This is a genomic window from Chryseobacterium sp. G0201, assembly GCF_003815655.1.
Classification (GTDB): Bacteria; Bacteroidota; Bacteroidia; order Flavobacteriales; family Weeksellaceae; genus Chryseobacterium.
Map to the genome: position 1 here is coordinate 4,001,312 of NZ_CP033917.1, position 20,481 is coordinate 4,021,792.

The following is a 20,481-nucleotide window of genomic DNA, read 5'->3' on the forward strand; positions in this document are numbered from 1 at the left end:
ATTTATCCGCCGACTCTTTTGGTTTTATACCCCATTTCTTTAAGGATATCCATTATTTTATCACGATTATCCCCCTGAATAATAATCGTTCCATCCTTCTCAGAACCACCTATTCCCAGTGTGGTTTTTATTTTTTTTGAGATTTTCTTTAAATCTTCCTCGGTTCCTTCCCAACCTTCAACGATTGTTACAGGCTTTCCGTTTCTCCCTTTTTTCTCAAACTTACATACCAAAGGCTCTTTTTGCTTAAATTGCTCTTCGGGCATCTCAAAATCCTGCTCTTCATGAGTAGGAAAAAGGTTTTTCAATTGATCTCGTAAATCCATAAAGCAAAATTAAAAATAAATTAATTACTAACCATAAACATCTGTGCAAATCTGTGTAATCTGTGGGAGAAAAAAATCATTAATTCTAAATCCAATCCCGCATTCGTGAAAATTTGTCTAAAACATTTGTGAATTTGTGTTTAAAAAATATTTCCCACAGATTGCACAGATGATTGAATTTTAAATAAAATCTTTTAATAAAAATTTAAGTCTCCTATATTCTTCAATTCATTCTAAAATAGATAAATTTGTAATATAAAAGTTATAAAATAATGTCAAAAAAAGCAATATTAGCGATCCTTGACGGATGGGGATTGGGTCTGAATCCTGAAGTTTCAGCATTAGATAAAGCAAATACACCATTTATAGATAGTTGTTATACAAAATTTCCTCACACAACGCTTGAGGCAAGTGGTTTGGCGGTAGGTCTTCCTTTCGGTCAGATGGGAAATTCTGAAGTTGGGCACATGAATTTAGGAGCAGGTAGAGTCGTTTATCAAAACCTTGTTAAACTGAATATGGCCGTTGAAAATGGAACATTAGGTCAGGAAAAAGTCATTCAGGAAGCATTTGAATATGCTAAAAGAGAAAATAAAAAAGTACACTTTATCGGATTGGTTTCTAATGGTGGAGTACATTCACATATCAATCACTTAAAAGGGTTTTTGACTGCAGCGCAGGAGTTTGGATTGCACGATAACGTTTTCGTGCATGCCTTTACAGATGGTAGAGACTGCGATCCACACTCTGGATTAGGTTTTATTGATGAACTTCAAAAGCACATGGATGCTACAACCGGAAAAATCGCAACAGTGGTCGGAAGATACTACGCGATGGACAGAGATAAAAGATGGGAGCGTGTAAAATTGGCTTACGATGCAATGGTTGAGGGAGTTGGGATGCAGTCAACCGATGTTTTGGCTTCAATTAAAGAATCTTACGATAATAATGTAACGGATGAATTCTTGAAACCGATCATCATGATCGATCAAAAACAAACCGGAAACATCGTTCCTGTGGCTAAAATTGCAGATAATGATGTGGTAATTTGTTTCAATTTCCGTACAGACAGAGGTCGTGAGATCACAGAAGTGCTTTCTCAGCAGGATTTCCCTGAATATTTTATGAGAAAACTGAATCTTTATTATGTTACCTTAACCAATTACGATAAAACTTACCAAAATGTACACGTAGTTTTTGACGAAAACGTATTGGAAAACACAATGGGAGAAGTGCTGGAAAGAAATGGAAAAACGCAGATCAGAATTGCAGAAACAGAGAAATATCCTCACGTTACCTTCTTCTTTTCAGGAGGTAGAGAGGAAGTTTTTAATGGAGAAAAAAGATTGCTTTGTCCAAGCCCAAAAGATGTTCCTACTTATGATTTAAAGCCTGAAATGTCAGCTTATGATATCACAAACGCCATCGTTCCCGAATTGGAAAACGGAACGGCTGATTTTGTTTGTTTAAATTTCGCCAATACAGATATGGTAGGTCATACAGGTGTTTTCGAAGCGGCTGTAAAAGCTGCCGAAACGGTTGATAAATGCATCGAAAAAGTGGCAACTACGGCTTACGAAAATGGTTACGCAGTTTTCATCCTTGCAGATCACGGAAATTCTGACGTAATGATCAATCCGGATGGCTCTCCAAATACCCAGCATTCAACGAATTTGGTTCCGTTCATTGTAATGGATAAAGATCATACTTGGAATTTAAAACCTGGGAAATTAGGAGATGTAGCGCCAACTATTCTTAAAGTAATGGGCGTTGAAATCCCTGAAATTATGACTGGAGAAATTTTAGTTAACTAAAATTAGTAATAATGTTAAAAAAATATCGTTCTATCTTTAGAATGGTATTTTTTATGATTTATGTCAGGCATATTATGAGTTACATATGTTCTTATGCGTCAAATAATAAATAAATCATATCTTTGTAAATCAAAATCTAATCATATTTAAAATGTATCAAAGTCTTGTAAGGAAAGAAGTAATGGGAATATTAGAAAAGGAAGTAGGTTCTTTTCTGGAAAAATTTTTGACGCCAATTGAGAAAATTTGGCAGCCCTCAGACTATCTTCCGGATCCATCAAGCGAAGATTTTAAACATGATTTAGAAGAAATCCAGACTTTTGCTCGTGAAATGCCTTATGATCTTTTCGTAACATTAATCGGAGATTGTATCACGGAAGAAGCCCTTCCTTCGTATGAATCTTGGTTAATGGGTGTTGATGGGATCAATCAGGAAGAAAACAAAGTTGGCTGGGCAAACTGGATCAGATCTTGGACTGGTGAAGAAAACAGACACGGAGATTTATTGAATAAATATCTTTATCTGTGTGGAAGAGTAAACATGAGACAGGTTGAGATCACAACCCAATATTTAATCAGTGATGGTTTCGATATCGGTACAAGTATGGACCCTTACAGAAACTTTATTTATACAAGTTTTCAGGAAACGGCAACCAATATCTCTCACAGAAGAGTAGGAACATTAGCAAAGCAGTCAGGAAACGGAAAATTAGCTAAAATGTGTGGTGTAATTGCTGCAGATGAAGCAAGACATGCTAAAGCATATAAACATTTCGTTGCTAAAATTTTAGAATTGGATCCATCAGAAATGATCTTAGCATTTGAAGACATGATGCGTAAGAAAATTGTAATGCCTGCGCATTTGATGAGACAATCCGGTCAGGCCGCGGGCGAACTTTGGGGACATTTCTCAGATGCAGCGCAGAGATGTATGGTATATACAGGACAGGATTATATCAATATTATGAAAGATTTGTTGGATGAATGGAAGATTGAACACGTAAAAGGTCTTACTGAAAAAGCCGAAAAAGCTCAGGAATATCTAATGAAATTGCCGGGAAGATTACAGAAAATCACAGACAGAGTTTCTACTCCGGACCTTCAGTTTCAGTTTAGCTGGGTAAAAAGTTAGTTCCATATTATCATTAAATTATAAAGTAAGAGTGCCCAATGTTTTTGGCACTCTTTTTATTTCTTATCTTTGCACTTCTAAATCATAAGGGAAAATGATGAATAATAAAAAAATTGCTGTGGATTTTGACGGAACAATCGTTGATGATGCCTATCCGGCAATTGGAAAAGCGAAAATTTTCGCATTCGAAACACTAAAAAAATTACAACGTCAAGGATTCAGATTAATCCTTTGGACATACAGACACGGAAAAACGTTGGATGAAGCAGTAGAATTCTGTAAACAAAACGGAATTGAATTTTATGCCGTAAATTCAAGTTTTGAAGGAGAAGTTTTTGATCATGAAACACAATCAAGAAAACTGGATGCAGACTGGTTTATTGATGACAGAAATTTAGGCGGATTCCCAGGTTGGGGAGAGATCTATAATATCATTAATGAAAGAATAGAATTTCGCGTAGAAGGAAAAGAAGTTTTAGCTTACTCTAAACTTAAAAAAGAAAAGAAAAAAGGTTTATTCTGGTAAATTTTTATAAGAAATTAGAAGCTAGATGTTAGAAATTAGTTTTTAAATCAACTTTTAATTTTAAAATTTTAATCAGAAAATATTAGATGTTATGAAAAACGCTTTAAGCTTTAATCTAATTTCTAACATTTAATTTCTAATATCTAAACAAAGAAATGATTCAATTAAAAACAATAGACGAGCTTCGTCTTATGAAAGAAAGTGCTCAGTTGGTTTCAAGAACATTAGGAATGTTGGCGAAAGAGATCAAACCTGGGATCACCACTTTATATTTAGATAAATTAGCGCATGATTTTATTAAAGATCATGGTGCTGAACCTGCATTTTTAGGATATGGAGGTTTCCCGAACTCTTTATGTATTTCTCCAAACGATCAGGTAGTACACGGTTTTCCAAACAATGATATTGTGAAGGAAGGTGATGTACTTTCTGTAGATTGTGGAGCTGTTTTAAACGGTTTTGTTGGAGATCACGCCTATACTTTCGAGATCGGAGAAGTAAAACCTGAAGTTAAAAAACTTTTGAAAGTTGCTAAAGAATCTTTGTATAAAGGAATCGCGCAATGTGTAAGAGGAAAAAGAATTGGAGATATTTCTCACGCTATTCAGACTCATTGTGAAAAAGAAGGATATGGAGTGGTAAAAGAGCTTGTAGGTCATGGTTTAGGCAGAAAAATGCACGAAGATCCTCAGGTTCCGAACTACGGAAAACAGGGAAGCGGAAAAGTGATCAAAGACGGTTTGGCAATTGCTATCGAGCCAATGATCAACCTTGGAACGGAGAAAGTGAAATTCCATAATGATGGCTGGACAGTGACTACTTTAGATAACTTGCCTTCTGCACATTTCGAACACGATGTAGCTGTAATCAACGGGAAACCGGTATTGCTTTCTACATTTAAATATGTTTACGAGGCTTTAGGGATTGTAAGTAATGAAGAGGAGCCTTTCCAAATGGATTTTTAATGAAAAAAGTAACGAAACTTTTATTAAATAAAATTCCGCGCCCGATGCTTATTAAGATGAGTATTTGGGCAAGACCTCTTATTTATCAGTTTTTCAAAGGGGAAAATTTCTATGATCCTATTGACGGAAGATCTTACCGAAAGTTTCTTCCTTATGGTTATGGAAATCAGAGAGAAAATGCTTTATCTCCTGGAACTTTAAGCTTGGAAAGACACCGCCAAATGTGGCTGTATCTTCAAAATGAAACTGATTTTTTCATTAAAAATGCTAAAGTTTTACACATTGCTCCCGAGCAGGAATTTTTAAGGAAATTCAAGAGAATGAGAAATCTGGATTATATTTCGGCCGACTTATTTTCTCCAATCGTAGATGTAAAAGCTGATATTCTGGATCTTCCTTTTGCTGATGAAAGTTTTGATATTGTCTTTTGCAACCATGTTTTAGAACATATCGAAGATGATGCAAAGGCAATCAGTGAATTATATCGAGTAATGAAACCAGGCGGATGGGGAATTTTTCAGGTTCCGATGAGAAATTCATTGGAGAAAACCTATGAAGATTTCACCATTAAAGATCCAAAAGAACGTCAAAAACATTTCGGGCAATATGACCACGTCCGTTGGTACGGAATGGATTATTTTGATCGTTTGAGAAAAGCGGGTTTTGAAACTGAACCTAATTTCTATTCTCAACAATTCACAGAAGAAGAAATCAAAAAATATGGGTTAAGACAAAATGAAATCTTACCTGTAGTTTACAAAAAATAAAAAAACGTCTCTAAATTAGGGACGTTTTTGTTTTATAATAACAAGATACATAGAAATTTAAATAAATTAATTTGTGAAAACAATTCGTGTTATTTGTTTTAAAAAATTAATGAGAAACAGCCTTCAATCCAATCACAGAACCTACTAAGGTTATAATGAAAAATATTCTCCAAAAGCTTACCGGATCTTTAAAAAAGAAAATCCCCATTAATACGGTTCCTATGGCTCCAATTCCTGTCCATACCGCATAAGCAGTTCCGATTGGCAGGGTTTGGGTTGCTTTGATCAGTAAAAGCATACTTACAGTTAACGAAACCAAAAATCCTGCAAACCAAAAATACATGGTAGTTCCCGTTGTTTCTTTTACTTTTCCCAAACAAGATGCAAAAGCAACTTCAAATAATCCTGCGATGATTAAGATGATCCAATTCATTTTTTTAAATTTTTTTTGCTGCAAAGTTCTGTATTTATCAGCAATTAAAATTTTACAAATGTTAAAAAATGAAGAAAGAATTAATTAATTTAAACTACAACAAACTCTAACACTAAAACTCTCCAAACTCTCTCACTTAATCTCCGCCCGAATTCTACTCAAACTCACCTGTGTAATTCCTAAATAAGAAGCAATATGACCTAATTGAACTCGTTTCAAAAGATCAGATTTATCACGCATTAGGTCTTTATAACGCTCCAAAGCCGTTTTAAACTGTCTTGATATAATGAGTTCTTCAGTTTTTACCAATTCTCTTTCTGCAAATTTTCGCCCCCAATTGGCAATATGAATATCTTCGTTAAATAATTTTCTTAAACTCTCTGTTTCAAGTTTATATAATTCGCAGTCTTCCAACAATTCAATGCTTTCATAACCGGGTTTATCTTCAACATAACTCCTCATTGAGATCACAGTTTGACCTTCACTTCCAAACCAAAAAGTAATATCATTTTCTGGAGTAGAGGCGTAGGCACGAACGATTCCTTTCTTTATAAAGTAAATATGAGGGACTATCTTATCAGCTTCCATTAAACAGAAGTTTTTGGGATGAGAAACTTCTGTAATATGGTTCTTTAAATTTAACTTAGAGTTTTCCGGTAAAGGGTAGATATTATCAAGGATTTCGTCTATATTCATAAAAATGAATTGTAATATTTCAAAAATACTAGTTTTAAAAGGTTAAATAAAAGGATATTTTTATCAAGTTTTAAATTATTTTTAAAATATATTAAAATTTAATAAGCTAAACGTTTAACCAAAAGTACAACTAAATTAACTTCAAAAGATTTCATTTTTAGTTAACATTAAATTAATATTGATAAATAATGTAGTTTAAATAATTGGTAATCAGTGTTTTGAATTTAATTTGAATTTAATTTTTAAAAAGTCGCGAAAATACAATAATTTTCCAAATGACCAAAAAAATTAGGCTATTGTTTTGTTTACATTTTATAAGATACTTTTGCGATGTAAAGTAATAGTATGAAAAGAGCTTCCATAAAAGACATCGCGAGAATTGCAGGATTTTCTGTTGCAACGGTCTCCTATGTTTTAAATAAAAAAGAAGGAAGCAGAATAAGTGAAGCTACCAAAGAAAAAATCCTTGAAGTGGCTGAAACGATTAATTACATCCCCAATAAAATTGCGAAAAGCCTGAAAATGAGTAAAAGTAAGCTGATAGGGCTTATTCTTGCGGATATTTCTAATGACTTTTATTCTAATATTGCAAGAAATATAGAGAATGAAGCGATGAAATTTGGTTATACTTTGCTTATCGGAAGTTCAGACGAGAATCCTGAAAAATTCAGAAAATTAACCGAACTTTTCTCAGAGCAGCAGGTTGATGGGATGATTTTAGCACCGGTAGTAGATTCTGATGAGGCTGTTTTAAAACTATTAAAGGAAGAATATCCGATAGTAACGATTGACCGTTATCTTAAAAATGTAGATATTCCCGGAATTATGATCAATAATTCTGAAATCTCAGAAAGTATCTGCGAGTTTTTGGTTGAGAAAAATTTTGAAGAAATTATCTATGTAGGATATGATACGAGACTTCCACATCTGTTGGACAGACAGGAGGGATTTGATAAACGTATTTCCAATGCAGATATTCAATATAAAAAAGTATTAATCGGTATTGATAATATCACGGAAGAGATTTATAAAGGTCTTGATGAAACTTTAGATCTATCTAAGAAAACGGCTTTATATTTTTCTAGTAATAAGCTTGGTATTGCAGGATTAAGCTATTTAAACCAGAAAAATATTAAAGTTCCGCAAGATGTATCAGTAATTGCTTTTGATGAAACGGAAGCGTACAGCCTTTTTCCTACTGAGATCAGTTATGTGCAGCAACCTTTAATGGAAATGGCAAAAGAAGCCATAAAAATACTTGATGCTCAGATTGATAATTATGTAGTTGACGGTAGAAAAATAACTTTTCCAGCTAAATTGATTAATAAAAATTCAGTAAAATAAAAAATTTAACAAATAACTTAAACGTTTAACCTATGATAAATGAAAATCCTTATGTAGTATGTTTTGGTGAAGTGCTTTGGGATATATTTCCTGAAGGTACCAGAGCGGGGGGAGCGCCTTTCAATGCAGCATATAATGTGTACAAAATGGGAACTGATGTTAAGATGCTAAGCAGAATCGGTAACGACGAGCTTGGAAAAAAACTAACAGACCAGATAAAAGGTTGGGGATTGACCACAGAATATATTCAGGTTGACAATGAACATCCTACAAGCACGGTAATTGCAAAAATTGATGAACATAATGAAGCAACCTACGATATTGTAAATCATGTAGCTTGGGATTATATTGATTTTTTACCTGAACATAAAGAATTGATATCCAATGCTGAAGCTTTTATTTTCGGAAGTCTTTCTGCAAGAAACCCAAAATCCAAAGAAACGCTTTTAAAACTTATAGAATTCGCAAAACTTAAAATATTTGACGTTAATTTCAGACCGCCATTCATTGATATTGATTTAATCAAAGAACTTTTGCACAAAGCAGATATCGTAAAAATGAACAAAGCTGAAATGAGACAGATCATGGAGTTTCTAAGCGAAGAATACATTAGTGAAGACGAGAGTGTAACTTTCATTCAGAATCACTTTAACATTAAAGAAATTGTGCTTACGAAAGGAAGTAAAGGGGCAAGGTATTTTGTTGGAGACAGAAATTATGGATTTGGAGCTGTTCCGATTAAAATTGCAGACACAGTAGGAAGTGGAGACGCTTTCCTTGCAGGATTTATTTCTAAAAGAATTCAGGAGAAAAGTCCTGAAGAAATCATGAAAGAAGCTATTTCTTTAGGTGCATTTATTACTTCAAAATCAGGTGCTTGCCCGGATTATGAGTATGAAGAATTTCAAAAATTTAAAAACTAAAATTAAATTATTCAATAAATCTTTAACATTAAAAAAACACATTTATGAATTCAGCTAAATTTACTGAAAAGAAGTACCTTGTTGTATTCTCTTTCGTGATCTCCCTGTTCTTTTTCTGGGCTATTGCTCTGACGATGGGAGATGTATTAAACAAGCATTTTCAAAATGTTCTTAGTATTTCCAAATCAAAATCCGGATTGGTACAGCTTTCCATCTTCGGAGCTTATGCTTTAATGGGAATTCCTGCGGGACTTTTCATGAAAAAATTTGGATATAAACTAGGAGTTATTTTGGGATTGTCATTGTTTGCAGGCGGATGTTTTCTATTTATTCCTGCGGCGAACAATATGTCATTTGATTTCTTTAGGGTAGCATTATTTATCCTTGCGATGGGGATGGCGACTTTAGAAACTGTGGCTCACCCTTTTGTTGCGGCATTAGGTGATGAGAGAACGAGTGATCAGAGAGTAAACTTTGCTCAGTCTTTTAATGGATTGGGAGCGATTATCGGCCCTTTATTAGGAGGGTTTTTCATCTTTGGAGCAGGACAGGAAGATAATTCTTTAGACTCTGTAAAAAGCCTCTATGCTTGGATCGGGATCGTGATTTTAGTAATTACCATTATTTTCTTTTTCATTAAAGTTCCAAGTTTAAAAGATCCTCACGCTGAAGAAATTGAAATGCTTGAACACGCTACAGGTGAAGATCACCATCATGACAGCGATCCAAATGCACCACTTTGGAAGCAGAGACATTTCATTTTTGCCGTAGTTGCTCAGTTTTTCAATATTGCAGCACAAGGTGGAACATGGGCGTTCTTCATTAATTATGGAGTAGAAAAAATGCATCTTCAGGAAACTCAGGCTTCATATTATTTCTCTTTAAGTATGGCAATGATGATGATCGGACGTTTTGTAGGAACATTCTTAATGAAATATATTGCTCCAAATAAGCTTTTAGCCATCTTTACAGCTTGTAATATTGTGCTTTGTCTTATCATTTCTCAAAGTTTCGGATGGGTTTCATTCATTAGCTTAATTATGTTGAATTTATTCTTAAGCGTAATGTATCCTACGATTTTCAGTCTTGGTCTTAAAAGATTAGGAAATAAAGTTCAGCAGGCATCATCTTTCTTGGTAATGGCGATGTTCGGAGGAGCAGTTTTCCCTCCAATTATGGGTAAAATTGCAGAAACAGACGTTGCACATGCTTATTTATTGCCAATTATCTGTTATGTGATCATTATTGTGTTTGCTTTAAAATTCTACAAACCAAAGACGCTTAAATAATAAAATATGAACACAAATGTTTTTAAATATAGTTTTTGGTTTTTGATTATTGCTATTCAATTTTCAAACGCACAGATTTTGATTACAAATAAAAAGTTTTCGCTTGGATCATCAGGTAGAATTGGTGCAGGCTATTCTCCCAATGCAGACGGAAGAACCGGTCAGCAATTAAATCTAAATAATCAGGGATCACTTGGTGGAAGAATGGATCAGGGAGATTATGTAGAATTTTTACCTGCATTTCATTTTTCTCCTTTGGTGAAAGGTGACAGTACAAAAATGACCCAAATAGATGTGCAGACAAGATTGAGTTTTTATTCCGGCGGAACATTTTTAGGAAATATAAATACAAAGTCTAATCACGGTATGATTGTTTCTTTGCCGGAAGCCTTTGTTGAAGCCAGAAATATCATGGGGAGTGATTGGGATGTGTGGGCTGGATCTCGATTTTTAAGATATGAGGATGTACACATTGCAGATTATTTTTACTTTGATGATCACTCAGCTACTGGTTGGGGAGTAAGACATAAAAATACAAGATTCTCAATGTTTTTTCCTGCTGCGATCGATACTTTGGCTAGTAATTCAACTCCCTATTCTTATACAAATGTGATCAGCGGTACAAAAAGTTTGATCTACAGACAAAGAGAAGTATTTGTATTAGAGCAGACTATTCCGTTTAAAAATAGTAATCATAAACTGAAACTTCTTGCAGAGTTTCATAATGTAGATAAATCCGGGAAAAATTCTGTGGAACAGTATCCATCAGATAAAGGCTGGGTTTTGGGAGCAAAATTAAATACCAATTTAAAAACAAAACTTCCGGGATCATTTAACCAAATTTCCTTGAGATACGGAGGCGGAATTGCCAACGGGGGTGATGGCGGGAATACCCAAACATGGCGAACTTACGGGGCTCCGGACGAAGTTACAAAAACTTATAAAGGTGCATACTCTTTAACTGCCGTTGAACATATTTTGCTAAATCTTTCTGATAGATGGTCTGTAAACGCTTACGCTGTTTATACCCAAAGTAAAGGTGGGGCAAACAGTGATAACAAAGCTATAGATTACTACAACCGCGAAATTTTTAATAAAAAATCTGAATTTAATACAGGGTTAAGAGCAACGTATTATTTCAATAATTGGTTCCACATTGTTTCCGAATTGCATTTTGCAACAAGAAAGGATGGAAATCAGGATCCAGCATCAATGACAAAATTGGTTTTGGCTCCAACACTTGTTCCAACAGCTGAAAGAAGCGTTTGGGCAAGGCCACACATCAGATTGATTGCAGAATTATCAAGATACAACGATCAGGCGTTGAACAGTCTTTATTCACCATTTTTGCAACAATCTGGAGCTAAAAGATTCGGAACTTATTTTGGCGTAAGAACAGAGTGGTGGGTATTTTAAATGAATAATTAAAAATTAATAATTATTATAATGAATGTAAAATTTGGAGCTTCACTTCTTTCATGGATCACCCCAAACTGGAATCCTGAAGCCGGAAAATATGCAATAGAAAAAACGGCAAAAGCAGGTTTTGATTTAATTGAAATTTTGCTTCCTCCGTCAATGGAATTCAATGCTAAAGAAGTAAAACAGCAGCTTAAAGATAATAATCTTGATGTTGTTTGTTCATTAAATCTTCCAAAAGAAGCTCATATTGCTTTTCATCCTGAGGCTGCAGAAAAGTTGATGAAACGGGCTGTAGACAAGACCTCAGAATTAGAAACTAATTTTTTAGGAGGCGTTCTTCATGGCGGAATCGGAGCATTTTCGGGAAATCCATTAACTGAAAATGAAGCTGAAACTATTGTTGAAGTTTGGAGCAACGTTGCAGATTATGCCAAAGAAAAAGGTGTAAATATTGCAATTGAACCCATCAACCGTTACGAAACTTATGTTTGTAATACAGCAAAAAATGTTTTAGATCTGATCTCAAAAACAGGAAAAGATAATTTATTTCTTCATTTGGATACTTTCCACATGAATATTGAGGAGAATAATTTTTATGATCCTATTATTCTTGCCGGAAACAAGCTAAAACACGTTCACATGACAGAATCTCACCGCGGAATGTTGGGTGAAGGTACTGTAAATTGGAGCGAACTTTTTAAAGCTTTAAAAGAGATCAATTTTGAAGGGAATTTAGTTCTTGAAAATTTTTCATCCTCGATTCCCGGGATGCAACAGATGGTTTCTTTATGGCAGAAATCCCCACATGATGCCGAAGATTTGGCTAGTGGCAGTTTAGAATTTATGAAACATCATATTTAGTTCAATTTCATTTCCAGAGAAAGTCTTTCCTTAATTGGGAAGGCTTTTTTATTTTAAATCTTTTAACATTAGCCGTAAAGACCAGTTTTGTTTTAGTAACTTTGCATTTTGTAATATTATTTTTATGCACAAAGCAGGATTTGTAAATATAGTTGGGAAACCAAATGCCGGAAAATCTACCTTATTAAATGAGTTAATGGGGGAAAAGTTGGCTATTGTAACTCAAAAAGCACAAACAACACGTCACAGAATTTTTGGAATTTATAATGAAGAAGACCTACAGATCGTATTTTCGGATACACCTGGAGTTTTAGATCCTAAATATGGTCTTCAGGAAAAGATGATGGATTTTGTAAAGGATTCTTTGCAGGATGCCGATGTTTTCCTTTTCATTGTAGATGTTACGGATAAATCTGAACCTTCAGAATTTTTGATTGAAAAACTAAATAAGATCCCGGTTCCTGTTTTACTTTTATTAAATAAAGTAGATCAGACAGATCAGGCTGGTTTGGAAAGATTGGTAGAGGAGTGGCATGCAAGGATTCCTAAAGCTGAAATTCTTCCTATTTCTGCGTTAAATGCATTCAATACCGATATTATTCTTCCTAAATTAAAGTCGATGCTTCCTGAAAGCCCGGCTTATTACGATAAAGATCAGTATACCGATAAACCTGAAAGATTTTTCGTGAATGAGGCTATTCGTGAGAAAATTCTTTTGAATTATGACAAAGAAATTCCATACTCTGTAGAAGTTGTTACAGAGCAGTTCAAGGAAAAAGAAGGAATAATTTTCATTGATTCAATTATTTATGTTGAAAGAGATACCCAAAAAGGGATTATTATCGGACATAAAGGAGAAGCAATTAAAAAAGTAGGAACAGAAGCAAGATTGGACTTAGAAAAGTTTTTCTCAAAAAAAATACACTTGAATTTATTCGTTAAAGTGAAAAAAGATTGGAGAAAAAATGATAGAGATTTAAAAAATTTCGGATACCGATAGACTAAAAAGTCAATATTCATCGTTGTATTAAGAAGATTTTCATTAACTTTATCTTTAAATTTTCATTGAATGAACTATTTAAACTCAAAGTCTAACCCGATTTATGTAGATATTATTCTGTTAATTGTAAGAGTATTTATAGGGTTTGCGATGCTTTCTCACGGTTTTCCAAAACTTCAGATGTTACTTGAAGGTGGAGATATTAAATTCTTTGATTTTCTGGGACTTGGTTCTAAAATATCTTTAGTATTGACTGTTGCAGCAGAATTTGCATGTTCAATTCTTCTTATATTGGGACTTTTTACAAGGATTTCATTGGGATTTTTGATCTTTACAATGATCATTGCAGGTTTTGTGGTTCATGGGTCAGATCCATTTGAAAAGAAAGAATTAAGCTTAATTTATTTATCTGTATATCTTCTTTTAATGGCTTACGGAGCCGGAAAATTCTCTGTAGATTACATGATTGAAAAGAGAAGAAGGGCTTCTGATTGGTAATTAAAACCTATAATAAATATAAAGAGCAGTAAATTTTACTGCTCTTTTTTTATGTATTTAAAATTCATTAAATTCGTGAAAAATGAATATATAATGAAGATAAAGCTAACTGTCTGTCTCCTTGCGTTTCTTAATTTCTATGAAGCTCAGGAAAATATTACTTATCAAAAGCCGTCTGCAGAAATCCTTAAATTGGCAGATTACGAAAGACCTCCAAGTGTTTTAATGAACAGCAAAAAAGACTGGATTGTTTTCACTTACCGTCCGACTTATAAAACTTTGGAAGATCTTAGCCAGCAGGAAATGAAGCTGGGGGGATTGAGAATTAATCCTGTAACCAATATTTCAAGTACAGCAACATACTCAAACAATTTGAAAGTTAGAAAACTGAATGATAAGGTTGAAGTTCAGGTTAAAAATTTACCTGTAAATCCTAAAATTACTTATACTTCTTTCTCACCGGATGAAAAAAAACTGGCTTTTACAAATACAACAAGCAAAGGAGTAGAACTTTGGATCGTTGATCTGGAAACTGCTACCGCAAAGAAAATAACCGGAGATAATCTGAATGCCAATTTAGGAAGTCCATATGTTTGGTATAAAGATTCTCAGAATGTATTAATTAAAACGCTTCCTCAAAACAGAGGAACGTTAATTGATTCGAGTAAAGATCTTCCAACAGGCCCGATCGTTTCTACAGCAGACGGAAAAGTTTCTCAAAACAGAACGTATCAGGATTTGCTTAAAAATCCACAGGATGAAAAAAACTTTGAAATTCTTACAGCTTCTGATATTTACAACGTTGACTTAAACGGAAACTTGAAGAAAGTAAAAGAACAGGATCTATATTCCGGATTAAGTTTTTCACCGGACGGAAATTATATGATGGCAACTACGATCAAGAAACCATTTTCATATATCGTTCCATTAAACAGATTTCCAATGACCACAACGGTTTATGATATTAACGGAAATGTTATAAAAGTGGTGAATGAAGTTCCGCTTAACGAAATAATGCCCAAAGGATTTTCTTCTGTACGTACAGGGAAAAGAGACATGAGCTGGAGAAGCGATATGCCAGCAACATTGGCTTATGCTGAAGCTTTAGATGGCGGAGATCAGTCTAAAACCGTAGATTACAGAGATGAGATATTTACTTGGGAAGCACCATTTAATGCAGCTCCAAAATCTTTCTTTAAAACAAAACAAAGATATGAAGGTACGAGTTGGACAAACGATCATTTTGCCATCGTTTACGAAGGTTGGTACGACACAAGAAATACAAAATCTTATCTGGTTGATTTAAATAATAATGAATCTAAAGTAATTGATGATAGAAATTATCAGGATGTCTACAGCGATCCGGGGAATTTCAATACAACAAAAAACCAATTCGGAAGAACAGTTGTTGATATGAAAGGTGGAAAATCTTATCTTATCGGAGATGGGTTTACAAAAGACGGCCAACATCCATTTATCGATGAAATGGATATGAAAACGTTGAAAAAGAAAAGACTTTACACATCCAATATAAAGAATGCAAAAGAAGAGATTATTGATATTCTGAATCCTTCAAAAGGAGAAGTGTTGACAATTCAGCAGTCTGCAAGTCAGTATCCTAATTATTTTAAGAAAAATATTAAGTCTAATAAAACAGAAACGGTAACCAATTTCGCCAATCCTTTTGAAAGCATTAAAGATGTTTATAAAGAAGTAATTACTTACAAAAGAAACGATGGAGTTACTTTAACGGGAACGCTTTATCTACCTGCAAATTATGACAGAAAAGCGAAGAAAGAAAAACTTCCTTTGTTGATCTGGGCGTATCCGACAGAATATAAAGATAAAAATACGGCCGGACAAAATACCCAAAATCCAAACGACTTTACGTTCCCATACTACGGTTCTTTCGTTTATTGGACGACCAAAGGATATGCAGTTTTGGATGATGCCGCTTTCCCGATCATTGGAGAAGGAAAAACAGAGCCGAATGATACATTTATCACTCAGTTAGTTGCCAACGGTAGAGCTGCAATTGATGCTGTGGATCAGCTAGGATACATCGACAGAACTAAAGTTGCAGTGGGAGGTCACTCTTACGGTGCTTTTATGACTGCCAACCTTCTGACACATTCTAAAGATTACGCTTGCGGAATTGCAAGAAGTGGAGCATACAACAGAACATTGACGCCTTTTGGTTTCCAGAGCGAACAGAGAAATTACTGGGATGTTCCGGAGATCTACAACGCAATGTCACCATTTATGAATGCAGATAAAATGAAAACTCCATTACTTCTGATTCATGGTGATGCAGATAATAATCCGGGAACTTTCACTTTGCAGACGGAAAGGTATTTCCAGGCATTGAAAAACCTCGGAGCACCTGTAAAAATGGTTCTTTTACCTAAAGAAGCTCACGGTTATCAGGCTAAAGAGAATATTCTTCACCTTCTTTGGGAACAGGATCAGTTCCTTGAGAAATGTTTGAAAAAATAAATTTTAAAACCCGTTCATTTGATCGGGTTTTTCATTTAAAAAATATTTTTAGTGTCTAAATAAGAAATTACTTCCTTCATATTTTTCAATTCTATAAAACGATCATGTTCCAAATGATGTTCATGCTGTTCGTGGCTCCAGGTAATATGGTAGGGAATATGAGCCGCAAATCCACCAATTTCCAAAACAGGTAAAATATCTGATTTTATGGAATTTCCGAGCATCAAAAAGTTTTCAGGCTGACAGTCGAGATGTTTTAGCAATTTTCTATAATCAGACTCTTTTTTATCACTCATGATTTCAATATGATGAAAATAATCCTGTAATCCGGAATTTTTAAGTTTTCGTTCCTGATCCAGCAAATCTCCTTTGGTGGCTATTACAAGCTTGTAGCTTCCTTTTAATTGATCTAATGTTTCGGTAACGCCATCAAATAATTCGACAGGTTTTTGAAGAAGTTTTTTTCCGATTTCAAGGGTTTTATTGATAAGCTCGAGAGAAGCCGTATTTTCGGAAACTCTGCTGATTGTTTCGATCATAGATAACATAAAACCTTTCACTCCATAGCCGTACAAAGGAAGATTCTGCATTTCTGTTTTAAATAATTCCTGAGATACAGAATGTTGTGGAAGAAAATTTTCAAGAAGAATACAAAATTTTCTTTCAGCTTCCTGAAAATAAGGTTCGTTGATCCATAAAGTATCGTCTGCGTCAAAAGCAATTGTCGTTATAGCATTATTCATATTCTGTTTACTTTAGTTTTTGTAATTTTCTGCCGACAAAATTCATTATAAAAAACAAAAAAGAAAAGGACATTTGTCCCAACCGAAATATGCTACGTACAAATCCTCAATTTTTAGATTATCTGGAAGGGCTTTACAACAAGCCGGAAAACAAAAAAAATATTGTTCTGAAATCTTTTGAAAAAGGCGAAAGAATATTGACGCAAAACGAAGTTTCCTCTAAAATAATGCTCATTAAAAACGGAATTACAAAATGTTATTTCGTTGAAGAAAATGACAAAGAATACATCGTAGAGTTTTTGGGAAAAGGCGAGATCATAGGCGAGATCGAAGTCATTAAAAATGTTTCCTGCCTTTGCAGCATCGAAGCCATGACAGAAGTCAGTGTTTATTCGATGACGATACCGTATTTTCAATCATTAATTAAAAGTGACTTGACATTGAATAATTTATTGCTTGATGTTTTTGCAGAGCGTATCGTGAATACTTCAAGCCGCGCATCTTACCAGCAGCTTCATACCACAGAACATACATTGTCTCAACTTCTTGAGCTGAAATCTAAAGAAATGGAGATCTCAAAAGAAGATATGGCGTCCTATTTAGGAATTACGGTAAGAAGCCTTAACAGAGCTCTAAAGGAAATAAAAGAAAATAATAACGAAGAATAATTCCTCAAATAATAAAAAAATCTTCATGTATCTTTGCAGAAATTTGCTGTCATTAATATGGAAGAATTAACGTTCAGGAATGCAACTCCTGAAGACCTGCCAAGAATTGTAGAGATCTATAACTCAACCATCCCATCGAGAATGGTAACCGCTGATACGGAAAACGTTTCTGTGGAAAGCAGACAACAGTGGTTTAATGAACACAATCCCGAAACTAGGCCACTTTGGTTAATTGAAGATTTCCAAAATAATACGCTCGGTTGGGTGAGTTTTTCATCATTTTACGGTAGACCCGCTTACAACGGAACGGTTGAAATCAGCATCTATATGGATGAAAGCTGTCGCGGAAAAGGCTTTGGTAAAAAAGTCCTTCAATATTGTATTGACAATGCAGGAAGATTCGGTGTAAAAACATTGCTCGGCTTTATCTTTTTACATAATGAACCAAGCTTAAAACTTTTCAGACATTTCGGATTTGAAGATTGGGGCATGTTTCCTGATGTAGCGGTTTTGGATGGTGTGGAAAGGAGTGTTGTGATTTTGGGGAAGAGGATCGGGTAGTTTGTGTTTGTAATACAAAATTTAAAAAATTATTTTTCTTCAATCTTTAATTCTTCCTTAGATTTAATCTTCTCAATCTTTCCTGTAATTAAGTGACTTGTTAAAGGGATACCCGAATGGATTCTTTGTTTTTTATTAATACAATAAGGAGATCCTATTTTTGACCTGTAATTTTTTGGAATTTTATCTAATCTACTTTGGATTAATTTCCAATCAATTTTTTCAAGTTTTATATAAAGTGCTCGATTAATTATATAATCTAATCTTTCAGAATATCTGTTTAAATCAGTATAGATAAAAGCTGAGATCCAACCTTCATGTCTATTCTTTAATTTTTTTAAGAAATCAAAAAGATTTAATTCAATTTGTCCTTTGGTTAGTTCCCATATCTTATTTTCTAATTTTTTAAAATTATCATAAGAAGGAAATAAAAAATTTCCATCAAAAGTGACTGATAGAAATGTAAAACTATCTTTAGATATATCGGTTATTTTTGTTTTATCATTTTTTTCTAATGGATGAATTTCTAAGTCTAATTCCTTAAGATAGAGTAAACATTTTTTATATGCTTCTCTACATTCCCGCTTTGTTTCAGCAAGAATTACAAAATCATCTGCATATCTAACTAAATTAAAATTATTTGAGATAATTTTTTTATCAAAATCAGATAAATATATATTAGAAAATAAAGGAGACAATGCGTTACCTTGAGGTATTCCATTTTCTATTCCATCAAAATAAAGTTTTTGTTGTGCTTCAAACTCTGTAAGATTACCTATTTTTTGATTTAAGGCTTCATTTATTAATAAATCAATGCTATTATCAGGAAGATTAGGAAATATCTTTTTTTCCAATAATTCTTTCTTATTAACTGTTCCAAAAAAATTAACTAAATCAGCCTCCAGTACGTATCTATTACCTTTATTATAATAATCTTGAACTTTTAACATAGCATCTTTTACACCGGTATATTTTTGATAAGCAAAACTATAGCCATCGCTTTGCATTAAAGTTGGTTTAAAAATATCTTCTAACTCTATAGCCATTGCTTTGATTACTACTCGATCAGAAGTTTCAGGAATTTGAAGTGGTCTAAAAGAATTTTTGTCTTTTTTTACAATAAGTACTCCTCTAGTTTGACTAAATTTATAATTGTTTGTTTTTAATCTTTTTGAAATAGATAGAATATGATCATCTAGATTCTCTCCAAATTTTTCTATAGTCATACCAGATAATCCTCGAGATTCCTTATTGAATTTTACTAATTTATTCCAAGCATTTTTCAATGCTTCGGGTGTAGAAATTTTTTTTAGTAATGTTTTATTAGTTTTTTTTTCCATATCTGTATTGCAAAGACCCTTGAATGACAACATGTCAGTATGATAAACTTTACTTATAAGAAACAGAACACTTCATTGAAAGAGTGATTAGCACAACCATGAAGGTTCTCACTAATCCTTTGCAAATGGGTTCTTCGGCAATCCTGACTTTCGATTGAGTTCTCAATCTTATATCAAGCGCGCACTTAAGGAAAATCTTAAGTCTTAAACTGTGGGCGCAAGAAATTGCATTGTTATTTGTTACTTTGCCATTCAGTGTTTGAAATTGGGCTGTTCTTTCCATTATAGTCAAAATTAAGGTCTTTTATGACCTGTGCAAGTTTTTTGAAACTTTCACATTTTTTAACACTTTGACTTGGAATTGCTGTCTCTCTCTACTATTATAATAGCTTGGTACCATAGTTTCAGTGGGCTTGTGTTTATCATACACAATGGTATCAAACGAGATTGACATAGAACACTTCATTGAAAGAGTGATTAGCACAACCATGAAGGTTCTCACTAATCCTTTGCAAATGGGTTCTTCGGCAATCCTGACTTTCGATTGAGTTCTCAATCTTATATCAAGCGCGCACTTAAGGAAAATCTTAAGTCTTAAACTGTGGGCGCAAGAAATTGCATTGTTATTTGTTACTTTGCCATTCAGTGTTTGAAATTGGGCTGTTCTTTCCATTATA

General features: G+C 33.8%; 20 protein-coding genes. 15 read left to right on the plus strand and 5 right to left on the minus strand.

Features of this window, described 5'->3' with window-relative positions; genetic code table 11:
• Nucleotides 1-2 precede the first annotated feature (2 nt).
• The gene (locus EG348_RS17845) at nt 3-326 is read right to left on the minus strand and encodes a translation initiation factor (protein WP_123984320.1); all 324 of its coding nucleotides are present in this window, start codon (nt 324-326) and stop codon (nt 3-5) included.
• Nucleotides 327-598: 272 nt separating this feature from the next.
• Between EG348_RS17845 and gpmI the strand changes: the two genes are divergently transcribed.
• From gpmI to EG348_RS17870, 5 genes are all read left to right on the plus strand, one after another.
• Nucleotides 599-2,140 (plus strand): 2,3-bisphosphoglycerate-independent phosphoglycerate mutase, encoded by a 1,542-nt coding sequence (gene gpmI, locus EG348_RS17850; RefSeq protein ID WP_123984321.1) that lies wholly within the window; start codon nt 599-601, stop codon nt 2,138-2,140.
• Nucleotides 2,141-2,291: 151 nt separating this feature from the next.
• On the plus strand, nt 2,292-3,272 hold the full coding sequence (locus EG348_RS17855; RefSeq protein ID WP_123984322.1) for an acyl-ACP desaturase: 981 nt from the start codon (nt 2,292-2,294) through the stop codon (nt 3,270-3,272).
• A 94-nt stretch (nt 3,273-3,366) separates the two neighbouring features.
• Complete coding sequence (locus tag EG348_RS17860) at nt 3,367-3,798, plus strand: BT0820 family HAD-type phosphatase (protein ID WP_123984323.1); 432 nt, start codon at nt 3,367-3,369, stop codon at nt 3,796-3,798.
• 155 nt (nt 3,799-3,953) lie between these two features.
• Nucleotides 3,954-4,763 (plus strand): type I methionyl aminopeptidase, encoded by an 810-nt coding sequence (gene map, locus EG348_RS17865; RefSeq protein WP_123984324.1) that lies wholly within the window; start codon nt 3,954-3,956, stop codon nt 4,761-4,763.
• Complete coding sequence (locus EG348_RS17870; RefSeq protein ID WP_123984325.1) at nt 4,763-5,530, plus strand: class I SAM-dependent methyltransferase; 768 nt, start codon at nt 4,763-4,765, stop codon at nt 5,528-5,530. The genes map and EG348_RS17870 overlap by 1 nt, the downstream gene beginning before the upstream one ends.
• A gap of 106 nt (nt 5,531-5,636) precedes the next feature.
• Here the strand turns inward: EG348_RS17870 and EG348_RS17875 are convergent, their stop codons facing one another.
• Nucleotides 5,637-5,963 (minus strand): DMT family transporter, encoded by a 327-nt coding sequence (locus EG348_RS17875; RefSeq protein WP_123984326.1) that lies wholly within the window; start codon nt 5,961-5,963, stop codon nt 5,637-5,639.
• Nucleotides 5,964-6,095: 132 nt separating this feature from the next.
• Nucleotides 6,096-6,659 (minus strand): Crp/Fnr family transcriptional regulator, encoded by a 564-nt coding sequence (locus EG348_RS17880; protein ID WP_123984327.1) that lies wholly within the window; start codon nt 6,657-6,659, stop codon nt 6,096-6,098.
• A gap of 345 nt (nt 6,660-7,004) precedes the next feature.
• On the opposite strand from EG348_RS17880, the gene EG348_RS17885 reads away from it, so the two are divergent.
• The 8 genes from EG348_RS17885 to EG348_RS17920 all read left to right on the plus strand — a co-directional run bounded on the left by EG348_RS17885 (nt 7,005) and on the right by EG348_RS17920 (nt 16,492).
• Entirely contained in the window at nt 7,005-8,003 is a 999-nt protein-coding gene (locus EG348_RS17885; RefSeq protein ID WP_123984328.1) for a LacI family DNA-binding transcriptional regulator, read from the plus strand.
• Nucleotides 8,004-8,035: 32 nt separating this feature from the next.
• On the plus strand, nt 8,036-8,926 hold the full coding sequence (locus EG348_RS17890; protein ID WP_123984329.1) for a carbohydrate kinase family protein: 891 nt from the start codon (nt 8,036-8,038) through the stop codon (nt 8,924-8,926).
• A 44-nt stretch (nt 8,927-8,970) separates the two neighbouring features.
• Nucleotides 8,971-10,215 (plus strand): L-fucose:H+ symporter permease, encoded by a 1,245-nt coding sequence (gene fucP / locus EG348_RS17895; RefSeq protein ID WP_123984330.1) that lies wholly within the window; start codon nt 8,971-8,973, stop codon nt 10,213-10,215.
• 6 nt (nt 10,216-10,221) lie between these two features.
• On the plus strand, nt 10,222-11,631 hold the full coding sequence (locus EG348_RS17900; RefSeq protein WP_123984331.1) for a carbohydrate porin: 1,410 nt from the start codon (nt 10,222-10,224) through the stop codon (nt 11,629-11,631).
• Between the two features lie 30 nt (nt 11,632-11,661).
• Nucleotides 11,662-12,498 (plus strand): sugar phosphate isomerase/epimerase family protein, encoded by an 837-nt coding sequence (locus EG348_RS17905; RefSeq protein WP_123984332.1) that lies wholly within the window; start codon nt 11,662-11,664, stop codon nt 12,496-12,498.
• 124 nt (nt 12,499-12,622) lie between these two features.
• A complete protein-coding gene (gene era, locus EG348_RS17910; RefSeq protein ID WP_123984333.1) occupies nt 12,623-13,498 on the plus strand; it encodes a GTPase Era in 876 nt (291 codons plus the stop codon).
• 69 nt (nt 13,499-13,567) lie between these two features.
• On the plus strand, nt 13,568-13,996 hold the full coding sequence (locus EG348_RS17915) for a DoxX family protein (RefSeq protein WP_123984334.1): 429 nt from the start codon (nt 13,568-13,570) through the stop codon (nt 13,994-13,996).
• Between the two features lie 93 nt (nt 13,997-14,089).
• Complete coding sequence (locus tag EG348_RS17920) at nt 14,090-16,492, plus strand: alpha/beta hydrolase family protein (RefSeq protein WP_123984335.1); 2,403 nt, start codon at nt 14,090-14,092, stop codon at nt 16,490-16,492.
• Nucleotides 16,493-16,527: 35 nt separating this feature from the next.
• Here the strand turns inward: EG348_RS17920 and EG348_RS17925 are convergent, their stop codons facing one another.
• Nucleotides 16,528-17,235: an HAD family hydrolase gene (locus tag EG348_RS17925; protein WP_123984336.1), complete on the minus strand. Its 708-nt coding sequence runs from the start codon at nt 17,233-17,235 to the stop codon at nt 16,528-16,530.
• An 89-nt stretch (nt 17,236-17,324) separates the two neighbouring features.
• Between EG348_RS17925 and EG348_RS17930 the strand changes: the two genes are divergently transcribed.
• Both EG348_RS17930 and EG348_RS17935 read left to right on the plus strand, forming a co-directional pair.
• On the plus strand, nt 17,325-17,903 hold the full coding sequence (locus EG348_RS17930) for a Crp/Fnr family transcriptional regulator (protein ID WP_123984337.1): 579 nt from the start codon (nt 17,325-17,327) through the stop codon (nt 17,901-17,903).
• A 57-nt stretch (nt 17,904-17,960) separates the two neighbouring features.
• Nucleotides 17,961-18,464: a GNAT family N-acetyltransferase gene (locus EG348_RS17935; RefSeq protein WP_123984338.1), complete on the plus strand. Its 504-nt coding sequence runs from the start codon at nt 17,961-17,963 to the stop codon at nt 18,462-18,464.
• Nucleotides 18,465-18,493: 29 nt separating this feature from the next.
• On the opposite strand, the gene EG348_RS17940 is transcribed toward EG348_RS17935, so the two are convergent.
• Nucleotides 18,494-19,804 carry a reverse transcriptase domain-containing protein gene (locus EG348_RS17940; protein WP_123984339.1) on the minus strand — a complete coding sequence of 437 codons (1,311 nt, stop codon included), beginning with the start codon at nt 19,802-19,804 and terminating at the stop codon, nt 18,494-18,496.
• Between the last annotated feature and the right edge of the window lie 677 nt (nt 19,805-20,481).

Coding starts and splice junctions, on each gene's coding strand:
- EG348_RS17845 (WP_123984320.1), bottom strand. CDS start 326: ATGGATTTACGAGATCAATTGAAAAACCTTTTTCCTACTCATGAAGAG.
- gpmI (WP_123984321.1), top strand. CDS start 599: ATGTCAAAAAAAGCAATATTAGCGATCCTTGACGGATGGGGATTGGGT.
- EG348_RS17855 (WP_123984322.1), top strand. CDS start 2,292: ATGTATCAAAGTCTTGTAAGGAAAGAAGTAATGGGAATATTAGAAAAG.
- EG348_RS17860 (WP_123984323.1), top strand. CDS start 3,367: ATGATGAATAATAAAAAAATTGCTGTGGATTTTGACGGAACAATCGTT.
- map (WP_123984324.1), top strand. CDS start 3,954: ATGATTCAATTAAAAACAATAGACGAGCTTCGTCTTATGAAAGAAAGT.
- EG348_RS17870 (WP_123984325.1), top strand. CDS start 4,763: ATGAAAAAAGTAACGAAACTTTTATTAAATAAAATTCCGCGCCCGATG.
- EG348_RS17875 (WP_123984326.1), bottom strand. CDS start 5,963: ATGAATTGGATCATCTTAATCATCGCAGGATTATTTGAAGTTGCTTTT.
- EG348_RS17880 (WP_123984327.1), bottom strand. CDS start 6,659: ATGAATATAGACGAAATCCTTGATAATATCTACCCTTTACCGGAAAAC.
- EG348_RS17885 (WP_123984328.1), top strand. CDS start 7,005: ATGAAAAGAGCTTCCATAAAAGACATCGCGAGAATTGCAGGATTTTCT.
- EG348_RS17890 (WP_123984329.1), top strand. CDS start 8,036: ATGATAAATGAAAATCCTTATGTAGTATGTTTTGGTGAAGTGCTTTGG.
- fucP (WP_123984330.1), top strand. CDS start 8,971: ATGAATTCAGCTAAATTTACTGAAAAGAAGTACCTTGTTGTATTCTCT.
- EG348_RS17900 (WP_123984331.1), top strand. CDS start 10,222: ATGAACACAAATGTTTTTAAATATAGTTTTTGGTTTTTGATTATTGCT.
- EG348_RS17905 (WP_123984332.1), top strand. CDS start 11,662: ATGAATGTAAAATTTGGAGCTTCACTTCTTTCATGGATCACCCCAAAC.
- era (WP_123984333.1), top strand. CDS start 12,623: ATGCACAAAGCAGGATTTGTAAATATAGTTGGGAAACCAAATGCCGGA.
- EG348_RS17915 (WP_123984334.1), top strand. CDS start 13,568: ATGAACTATTTAAACTCAAAGTCTAACCCGATTTATGTAGATATTATT.
- EG348_RS17920 (WP_123984335.1), top strand. CDS start 14,090: ATGAAGATAAAGCTAACTGTCTGTCTCCTTGCGTTTCTTAATTTCTAT.
- EG348_RS17925 (WP_123984336.1), bottom strand. CDS start 17,235: ATGAATAATGCTATAACGACAATTGCTTTTGACGCAGACGATACTTTA.
- EG348_RS17930 (WP_123984337.1), top strand. CDS start 17,325: ATGCTACGTACAAATCCTCAATTTTTAGATTATCTGGAAGGGCTTTAC.
- EG348_RS17935 (WP_123984338.1), top strand. CDS start 17,961: ATGGAAGAATTAACGTTCAGGAATGCAACTCCTGAAGACCTGCCAAGA.
- EG348_RS17940 (WP_123984339.1), bottom strand. CDS start 19,804: ATGGAAAAAAAAACTAATAAAACATTACTAAAAAAAATTTCTACACCC.